9 protein-coding genes are annotated in these 8,737 nt (G+C 65.8%); 2 read left to right on the forward strand and 7 right to left on the reverse strand.

Going from position 1 to position 8,737, the window contains the following annotated elements; genetic code table 11:
• Positions 1-53: 53 nt before the first annotated feature.
• The 5 genes from NBV68_RS14785 to clpS all read right to left on the reverse strand — a co-directional run bounded on the left by NBV68_RS14785 (position 54) and on the right by clpS (position 3,970).
• Positions 54-527: a GNAT family N-acetyltransferase gene (locus NBV68_RS14785; RefSeq protein ID WP_296311027.1), complete on the reverse strand. Its 474-nt coding sequence runs from the start codon at positions 525-527 to the stop codon at positions 54-56.
• Positions 528-586: 59 nt separating this feature from the next.
• Entirely contained in the window at positions 587-1,696 is a 1,110-nt protein-coding gene (gene lptG, locus NBV68_RS14790) for an LPS export ABC transporter permease LptG (RefSeq protein ID WP_296311030.1), read from the reverse strand.
• Positions 1,697-1,702: 6 nt separating this feature from the next.
• A complete protein-coding gene (locus tag NBV68_RS14795; protein ID WP_296311033.1) occupies positions 1,703-2,944 on the reverse strand; it encodes an LptF/LptG family permease in 1,242 nt (413 codons plus the stop codon).
• 110 nt (positions 2,945-3,054) lie between these two features.
• Positions 3,055-3,561: a DUF427 domain-containing protein gene (locus tag NBV68_RS14800; RefSeq protein WP_296311035.1), complete on the reverse strand. Its 507-nt coding sequence runs from the start codon at positions 3,559-3,561 to the stop codon at positions 3,055-3,057.
• Between the two features lie 13 nt (positions 3,562-3,574).
• On the reverse strand, positions 3,575-3,970 hold the full coding sequence (clpS, locus tag NBV68_RS14805) for an ATP-dependent Clp protease adapter ClpS (RefSeq protein ID WP_296311045.1): 396 nt from the start codon (positions 3,968-3,970) through the stop codon (positions 3,575-3,577).
• Positions 3,971-4,138: 168 nt separating this feature from the next.
• On the opposite strand from clpS, the gene NBV68_RS14810 reads away from it, so the two are divergent.
• Positions 4,139-4,702, forward strand: a complete 564-nt coding sequence (locus NBV68_RS14810) for a T6SS immunity protein Tdi1 domain-containing protein (RefSeq protein ID WP_296311037.1) — start codon at positions 4,139-4,141, stop codon at positions 4,700-4,702.
• Between the two features lie 148 nt (positions 4,703-4,850).
• Here the strand turns inward: NBV68_RS14810 and NBV68_RS14815 are convergent, their stop codons facing one another.
• Together NBV68_RS14815 and phaC are read right to left on the reverse strand one after the other, a co-directional pair.
• Positions 4,851-5,708 carry a phasin family protein gene (locus NBV68_RS14815; RefSeq protein ID WP_296311040.1) on the reverse strand — a complete coding sequence of 286 codons (858 nt, stop codon included), beginning with the start codon at positions 5,706-5,708 and terminating at the stop codon, positions 4,851-4,853.
• A 151-nt stretch (positions 5,709-5,859) separates the two neighbouring features.
• The gene (gene phaC, locus NBV68_RS14820) at positions 5,860-7,764 is read right to left on the reverse strand and encodes a class I poly(R)-hydroxyalkanoic acid synthase (RefSeq protein WP_296311043.1); all 1,905 of its coding nucleotides are present in this window, start codon (positions 7,762-7,764) and stop codon (positions 5,860-5,862) included.
• 163 nt (positions 7,765-7,927) lie between these two features.
• Here phaC and NBV68_RS14825 point away from each other — a divergent pair.
• Positions 7,928-8,737 (forward strand): aminotransferase class I/II-fold pyridoxal phosphate-dependent enzyme (locus NBV68_RS14825; RefSeq protein WP_296311046.1); only part of this gene is annotated, 810 nt, incomplete at its 3' end.

The following is an 8,737-nucleotide window of genomic DNA, read 5'->3' on the forward strand; positions in this document are numbered from 1 at the left end:
ATGGTGGCCGGGTGGGGAGGCGGGGCGGGGGGTCAGCGCCACCGAAGGTGGCCCTAATCCAGAAAGCAGATCATCGCGCATCGGCGGTCGGCGGGCAGGCCGTCGTCTACCTCGTTCGCCAACTCGCCCGCAAGACGCGGGTGGGCGTCCAATGCGGTGACCTCCTCGAAGCCGAGGCGGGCGTAGAAGGGCGCGTTCCAATCTAGGTCGCGGAAGGTGGTGAGGGTCAGCGCCCTGAAGCCGGTGTTGCGCGCGTCGATCTGCGCTGCGCGCACCAGTCCCGCCCCGATCCCACGCCGCTGGAAGGCAGGGGCTACGTCCATCTCCCAGATGTGAAGCTCGCGGCTGAAGGGCTGGGCGACGATGAACCCCGCCATGACCTCGCCCGCGCCCTCGTTCACATGGGCGACAAGGCTGTGGCCCCGCCGGATCAGCCGCGCATAGTCCGCCTCGGAACGGGTGCGCGCGGGATCGACCGAAGGCTCGCCCGCGAAGGCCACCGCCGCCGCGCGCTCGATCCCGGGCATGGCGGCGGCATCCTCCGCCCGTGCGAGGCGGAGCGACCAGTCGCGCGAAGCCCCCGGCCTCACTCCTCGGTCCGGATCAGCACCGTCTCGCCGACCAGCAGGAACAGCACGAAGGGCGCCCATGCGGCGAGCAAGGGGGGGTAGCCGCCGAAACTGCCCATCGCCAGCGCGGCATTGTCGACCACGAAATAGGCAAAGCCGAGCGCCATGCCGATGATCGCGCGCACGAACAACTGGCCCGAGCGCGCCAGACCAAAGGCGGCGATCGAGCCCAGGAGCGGCATCAGCAGCGCCGAGAGCGGCCCCGACAATCGGTGCCACCACTTGGCGCGCATCTCGTCAGTGTTGCGGCCCGCAGTCTCGTAGGCGGTGATGCTAGTCCCCAGTTCCCAGAAGCTCTGTGCATCAGGATCGACCGATTGCAGCATGATTCGCTCGGGCGAGAGGTTCTGCCCCACCACCAGCGCGGCCGGGCGCTCGGTGACGGCGCCTGCGACATCGAAGCGGACCGGATTCTCGAGCCGCCAGCCCGGCCCCGCATAAGCGGCGCGGGGGGCGCGGATCTGCTCGCGGATGATCCCGCCGGGGCCGCGCGCGTACCAGGTGACGCCGGTCAGCACGATGTTCTGCCCCGCGCCCGAGAGCGTCGCGGCAGAGAGGATGTTCTCGCCATCGGTGAGGTAGATATTGGCGCGCGGGGCACCGGCGCTGCTGTCGGTGGCGGGGATCGGGCCGAAGTCCGCGGCCTCCCATGCTTTCAGCGTCGCATTGGCGCGGGTCAGGATCCGCTCGTTGAAGCCGAAGCTCACGGCGGCCACCAGCAGCGCGGTCAGCAGCATCGGTGAGAGCACCTGATGCGCGGAAAGCCCCGCCGCGCGCATCGCGATCACCTCGCTGTTCTGGTTCAGCGGCCAGAAGGTCAGCAGCGAGGCGAGCAGCACCGAATAGGGCAGGAAGTTCGCCACCAGCTGCGGCAGGCGCAGGCTGGCATAGCGCAGCACCTCGGCCTGCCCATTGCCGGGCGCGGCGAGAATGTCGCCGGTCTTGGACAGCAGATCGAGCGCCAGCAGCACCAGCACCAGCATGAACAGGACCGCGACAATCCGCACCACGAACAGGCGGGCAAGATAGAGCGTCAGCGTGCGCGAGGGGAAGAAATCGAGCTGCATCGCGGCTTACTCGGCAGGGGCCGCTTCGGGGGCGGGACGGTAGGCGCGCGGGCGTCGGCGCGAAAAGAGCTTGCCGATGCGCTTGCCGAGCTTGGCAAAGGCCATCTCCAGCGCGCCGATCGCCTGCCCGCCGGGGACATGGGCGACGCGCCAGTACATCCACACGATCAGCCCCGCAAACAGCGCGAAGGGCACCCAGAAAGCGAGCATCGGATCGAGCCGCCCGAGCGAGGCCACGTCCTCGCCGTACTGGTTCACCTTGTGATAGGCGACCACCATAATGATCGAGACGAACACGCCCAGCGCGCTCGTCGAGCGCTTGGGCGGAATCGCCAGCGCCACCGCGAGCAGCGGCATCAGCATCATCATCAGGATCTCGACCAGCCGGAAATTGAAGCTCGCGACGCTCGCATCGCGCTGCTGCGGGGCACTGTCGCGGCTCCAGCCCATCTTGAGGAGCTCGGGGAGGATGTATTCACGCGTCTCGTCACCGCGCGCGCGGAACTTCTCGATCGCGGGCAGGTCGATCGGCAGGTCGTGGCGGCTGAAGCTGAGCACGCGCGGGGTCTGGCCGTTCATGCCCGTATCCTGGATGATCGTGCCTTCGGTGAGGCGCAGGATGATCGTGTCGGGATTGTCGCGGGTGGCGAGGAAAGCGCCCTCGCGCGCGCTGATTGAGAGCACCTGCCCCTTGGAATTGGCGACGCGGGCGAAGATGCCGACCAGCCGCCGCCCCTCGTCCTCGCTCGCCTCGATACGCAGGGCCATGCGATCGGCGAGCGTGGTGAATTCGCCGACCTTGATCGAGGCTCCCAGCGCGCCCGAGCGCAGTTCGTATTCGAGCTGTTCGTAGTAGTACCGGCTCAGCGGCTGGATGTAGAACACCAGCGCGATGTTGACCGCGACCAGCACCAGCGTGATGAGGTAGGGCATCCGCAGCAGGCGGAAATAGGACAGGCCGACGGCGCGCATCGTGTCGAGTTCCGAGGAGGTCGCGAGCTTCCTGAACGCCAGCAGCACCCCGAGCAGCAGGCCGAGCGGAATGGCGAGGCTCGCATATTCGGGGATCAGCGCGCCGAGCATCTTGAAGACGACGCCCACCGGCCCACCTTCGACCGCGACGAAATCGAACAGGCGCAGCATCTTGTCGAGCATCAGCAGCGACGCGGCGAGCGCGAAGACGCCGAGCATCGGCACGATCGTGAGCCGCAGGATGTAGCGATCGATGGCGGGGATGACGTTCAGCAAGGGGCTCGGAGTTCCGTGGTCGATAGCGCGCGCGCCGCGTAGCCCTAGCCGCTTCGCGGGGGCGCGTCATGTCCCCAATTGCTATGAAAGCGATGGCTCGGACGAGGGGTTCACCAGAAGCGGCTGTTCGGGATGCCCTTGAACGGCCCCGCCTCGCGCGATGTCACCCAGCCGCCGTAGAAGCCGCCGGGCTGGGGGGAGACCTGTTCGCCATCGACGGTGACCGCGTCGAAGGGGGCGGCGTAGAAGGCGATATGGCCCGCGATCCCCTCGAACCCGCGCGTGGGCGAGGGGTAGGACCAGCCCGCGCCGACCAGCCGCGCATTGCCGATGATCACGTCCCAGTAACGCGCCGTCCCCTTCCATTCGCAGAAGGAGCTTCCCGCATTGGGTGCGAGGCGCTCCATCGCGATGTCGGTTTGAGGAATGTAGTAGGTCGGCGGATGCGAGGTTTCGAGCGTGCGCCATGCGGCGCTTGTGTCGGCCAGCACCACGCCGCGGTGGAGGATGCGGATGTGGCGGGTCGTGCGCTCGGCGCGCGGCGGGCGGGGATAGTCCCAAACGCTCTCCTGACCCGGGGCGACCGGATCGGGCTCGGGGTGATGGGGCGCCCGCATCAGGCGTGCAAGCTCAGGCCTTTTCCAGCGTGCATTGCAGCGGGTGCTGGTTCTGGCGGGCGAAGTCCATGACCTGGTTCACCTTGGTCTCGGCGACTTCATAGGTGAAGATCCCGCACACCCCGACGCCGCGCTGGTGGACGTGGAGCATCACGCGGGTGGCCTGTTCCAGATCCATCGAGAAGAAGCGCTTCAACACCAGCACCACGAATTCCATGGGGGTGTAATCGTCGTTGAGCATCAGCACCTTGTACTGGCTCGGCTTCTTGGCCTTGGCGCGGGTCTTGGTGGCAACGCCGATCTGGCTACCGCCCGAACCGCCGCCGTCCTTCCCGCCATCCTCGTCTTCCGCGCGCACGGGGGCTGCGTGCTGCGGCGCGGCCTGCTGCGACGGGGGCAGCCCGGCCATAACGGCGAGATCAGGAAGGCGCGGTTGAAGCATGAGCCTCCATTATGGGATTCGCGCGGGCAGGTGCAAGCGATAGGTGCGAATTGTTTGGAGCCGGTCGCCGGTATGCGCCGGCCCGGATTTGTGCTTCACTTCAACCAGGACAGGCAATCTCGAAGGGATCAGGACTTGGGCATCGGCGACTGGTTCAGAGGAAAGTCTGATGACCGCGTGCCGGAGCCTGCCATTCCGGTCGATCTCCTGACGATCGGCGGACCGCCCGAGCTCGGCCATCTGTTCATCGATGTTCCCGCAGACAAGATCGCCGGGGCGCTCGAAGCATGGGAATGGATCGGGCTCGACGGGCTCACCGTTATTGCGGTGTCGGCTTTCGGCGAGCCGTTTTTCAGAGGTTCCCGAGGCGCAATTCACCAGCTTGATACGCTCGAAGGCAAGCTTAACGGCGTGGCTGGCTCCCTTTCCGAGTTCACGGCCATCCTTCAGGAGGAGGCTGCAAGAGACGAGCTGCTCCTTGCAGGATTGGTTTTGGGCGCGATCAGGCGCGGGCTGATCCTCGCCCCGGGCGAATGCTACGACTTCAAGATTGCCCCGATCCTCGGGGGCGAGATTTCGGCCGACCAGATCGAGACGATATCCTTTCTCGTGAAGCTCCACATCGCCGGTCAGCTCCACGATCAGGTCCGGCATCTTGCGCCGGGCACGAAGATCAACTCGGTGACGTTCGAGCCTTAGCCCTCTTTCCCGCCACCTTCATCGAACCACCCGGACAACGAAAAAGGCCGGCCAGACGTGAGTCTGGCCGGCCAGCGCCTTGCGGCGCGCTCTCGTGGACCGGGTTGGGAGAGAGAGGAGAGAGGCCCGGTCGGAGAATTCGTGTGCCTTAGGCGGCGGTCTTGACCTTCTCGACCGCGACGCTGACGCGGTTCGAGATCGGGGCGAAGGCGTCGTTGTAGAGCTTCACCCAGGCTTCGGTGCGCTTCGAGCCGTAGGAGACGAGCGCGTCGAAGTTGCGACGGGCGAGCTCGCCCTGGAGCTGCATGAGCTCGGTCGGCGACTTGACGGCGGCGACCTTCTTGGCGTCTTCGGTGACGGTTTCGATCACGGTCTTGCCGGTCTCGACGTTGTCCTTGAGCAGTTCCTGCGCGCCGGTGAAGAAGATCTTGCCGCTTTCGACGACGGCTTCGACGTTCGCCTTGGTGAACTCGGTCGCTTCGGCGGTGAGCTCGGTGCCCTTGGCGTAGGCGGTCTTGGCGCGCGCCTGGAGGTCGGCAACGGCGTTCTTGGCGGTGGCGGTGATGTCGGCGGTGTTGGCAGTGGCCATGATGGAGTCCTTCAGCTTGACGATGGGGTTGACGGCCTGAGGCGCGGCGGCAGGCTTATCAGCCTTCTTGGCCAGCACGGGCTTCTTGACCGGGAGCTTGGTTGCGGCAGTCTTGGTCTTGGTGGCCGCCTTCTTGACGGTCTTGGCAGCGGCCTTCTTGACCGGGGTCGCCTTCTTGGCGACCGGGGCCGGCTTCGGCGCGGCGGGGGTCTTGGGAGCGGGCGCTGCCTTCACCACCTTGGCGGCGGGAGCCGCGGCGGCAGGCTTGGCAACCGGAGCAGCCTTGGCGGCGGCTTCGGCATAGGCCTTCTCGGCCGCCGCATCGATCTTGGCGACGGGCGCCGCGGCCTTGGGCTCGGCAGCGGGCTTCACTTCGCCGCTCTTGATTTCACCAGCAGTGTTTTCGACTTCGGACATGGCGACCTCGCTTCATGTTGCACTGCACAAAATAGTGAATGCGGATGCGAAGTCAAGCAAAATTGTGCAGTGCACAAAAATCTTCGGAATCTTGAAGATTCAATGTCTTACCTGCGAAGCGACCAAGGATCTGCGTGAAAGCACGGCGCGATCAGCGAGTCTTCACATAGCGCCCCGGCGCGTCCTCGATCACGGAATCGCCCTTGCCGCCCGGCACCCGCTTGCCCGCAGCAGGAACGCGGGCGTCCGACTGCTTGTGCAGCCATTCCAGCCAGTGCGGCCACCAGCTGCCCGGATGCTCTGTCGCGCCCGCGACGAAGTCCTTGAGGCTGGGCGCGGCGCTGTCGCCGACCCAGTACTGGTACTTGCCCGCAGACGGCGGATTGACCACGCCCGCGATGTGCCCCGAGCCCGCCAGCAGGAACTGGGTCGGCCCGGTGAAGTGCTTCGTGATCCGCCACACGCTTTCGGCGGGCGCGATGTGATCCTCGCGCCCCGCCTGGACGAAGCTGGGGGTGGCGACGCGGGTCAGGTCGATCGGCGTCCCGTCAGCCTCCAGCGCATCGGGCACCACAAGCTTGTTGTCGCGGTAGAGGTCGCGCAGATAGGCATTGTGCCATTTGGAGGGCAGGTTGGTGACGTCGCCGTTCCAGTGCAGCAGGTCGAAGGCCGGGTAGTCCTCGCCCAGCAGGTAGTTATTGACGACGTAGTTCCAGATCAGATCGCGCCCGCGCAGCGCGTTGAACGCGGCGGCGAGATACCGCCCGTCGAGATAGCCCTGCGGCGACAACTGCCCGATCATCTCCATCTGGCCATCGTCGATGAAGTTCTTGAGGTCGCCCGCCCGCTCGAAATCGACCTGTGCGGTGAAGAAGGTCGCGGACTTGACCTTGTCCGCCTCGGCCCGCCGGTGCAGCACTGCCAGCGTCGCGGCGAGCGTGGTGCCGGCGACGCAATAGCCGATGGTGTGCACGGCCGGCACATCGAGCCGGCTGCGCACATGGTCGATCGCTTCCATCTGGGCGCGGATGTAATCGTCCCACACGATCTCGCCCATGGTTTCATCGGCCGATTTCCAGCTGACCACGAAGACGCTTATGCCCTGATCGACCGCCCATTTGATGAAGCTCTTCTTGGGCGTCAGATCGAGGATGTAGAAGCGGTTGATCCACGGCGGGAAGATCACCAGCGGCACTTCAAGCACTTCTTCGGTCGAGGGCGAATACTGGATCAGCTGATAGAGCGGCGTTTCGTGCACCACCTTGCCGGGGCTTGCCGCAAGGTTCTCGCCCAGCCGGAAGGCGTTGGGATCGGTGTGGGTCAGCTGCCCGCGCTTCAGGTCGTTGACGAGGTGCTGCATCCCGCGCACCAGATTGGCGCCCTTGGTCTCCATCGTGCGCTTCAGCACCACCGGATTGAGGGCGAGGAAATTGTCCGGGCTCATCGCCTCCGCCAGCGCGGAAACCGCGAATTCGAGCTGCTGGCGTTTGGTCTTGTCGAGCCCGTCCATGCCTTTCACCGCCTGCCGGAAGTAGTCGGCGAGCATCAGATAGGTCTGGTGGAGCAGCAGAAAGGCGGGATGCTCGCGCCACGCCGGATCGGCAAAGCGGCGGTCGGACTTGGGGAGGGCTGCCGGATCGGGCGCTTCGGCGGCCTTTCCGCCAGTGGCGCCCGCGGCAAAGCTCTGCATCACGCCCGACCACAGCTGCATCTGGTCCTGCACGAGCTTGCCCGAGGCCTCGAACATCCCCTTGGGCATCTGGCCGAGCATTGCCTGCGACATCACCAGCCACTGCGCCGGATCGAGCATGTTCGTGCCCTTGGCGGCTTTCTCGGCTGTGGCGGTGGCCTGATGGGTCGCAAAATCGAGCCATAGCTGCTGGAGCTGCGCGGCGGTGGCGGCCCATTCGGCCATGTCGCCCGGCTCGATGCCGGGGGCGATCGGCGATTCGGCACCTTTGCCCGCCATCATCTCGCGAAGCGCCTCGCCCTGCATGTCGAAGAAGCCCTTGAGGCCCGCTCCCGCTGCCGTCAGAGGGTTACTGTCCTGTGCCATCGCTGCCAACCTGTCCCATTATCGCCGCGCACTGCCGACAGGGCCGTCAATCCCGCAGCGTCGCAACTTGCCGAAAACGCGCTTCCCACGATCCGAGGGTTTCGCCTAGGGTGGTTGAGCGCGCGATGCCATCACGCGTGCACAAGACAAGGTAATGACGTCCATGAATGACCAGTTCTATCGCATGAAGCGGATGCCACCGTATGTGATCGCGGAGGTCAATGCCATGCGTCATGCAGCCCGTCTCGGGGGGCAGGACATCATCGACCTCGGGATGGGCAACCCCGACCAGCCTCCGCCGCAGCACGTCATCGACAAGCTGTGCGAAGTGGCGGCCAAGCCCGACGCGCACGGCTATTCGCAATCCAAGGGCATCCCCGGCCTGCGGCGCGCGCAGGCAGGCTATTACGCGCGCCGCTTCGGGGTCGAGCTCGATCCCGAGACCGAGGTGGTGGTGACGATGGGCTCGAAGGAGGGCCTCTCCAGCCTCGCCACAGCGATCATCGCGCCGGGCGACGTGGTGCTGGCGCCCAATCCCTCCTACCCGATCCACACCTTCGGCTTCATCATCGCCGGAGCGACGATCCGTTCGGTGCCGACCACTCCCGACGAGCACTATTGGGAATCGCTCGAGCGGGCGATGAACTACACAGTGCCGCGCCCTTCGGTGCTGGTGGTGAGCTACCCCTCCAACCCCACCGCCGAGACCGTCGAGCTGCCGTTCTACGAGCGGCTGGTGGCCTGGGCGAAGGAGAATCAGGTCTGGATCGTCAGCGATCTGGCCTATTCGGAGCTCTATTTCGACGGCAAGCCGACGCGCTCGATCATGGAAGTGCCCGGCGCCAAGGACGTCGCGATCGAATTCACCTCGATGTCGAAGACCTATTCGATGGCTGGCTGGCGGATGGGCTTTGCGGTCGGCAACAAGCAGCTGATCGCGGCGCTGACGCGGGTGAAGTCCTATCTCGATTAC

It is taken from the genome of Erythrobacter sp., assembly GCF_023653175.1.
Taxonomy (GTDB): domain Bacteria; phylum Pseudomonadota; class Alphaproteobacteria; order Sphingomonadales; family Sphingomonadaceae; genus Erythrobacter.

Bases quoted from the DNA above. Each gene is read 5' to 3' on its own strand.
- clpS (WP_296311045.1), bottom strand. From the start codon at position 3,970: ATGGCCGGGCTGCCCCCGTCGCAGCAGGCCGCGCCGCAGCACGCAGCC.
- NBV68_RS14815 (WP_296311040.1), bottom strand. From the start codon at position 5,708: ATGTCCGAAGTCGAAAACACTGCTGGTGAAATCAAGAGCGGCGAAGTG.
- lptG (WP_296311030.1), bottom strand. From the start codon at position 1,696: ATGCAGCTCGATTTCTTCCCCTCGCGCACGCTGACGCTCTATCTTGCC.
- phaC (WP_296311043.1), bottom strand. From the start codon at position 7,764: ATGGCACAGGACAGTAACCCTCTGACGGCAGCGGGAGCGGGCCTCAAG.
- NBV68_RS14785 (WP_296311027.1), bottom strand. From the start codon at position 527: ATGCCCGGGATCGAGCGCGCGGCGGCGGTGGCCTTCGCGGGCGAGCCT.
- NBV68_RS14800 (WP_296311035.1), bottom strand. From the start codon at position 3,561: ATGCGGGCGCCCCATCACCCCGAGCCCGATCCGGTCGCCCCGGGTCAG.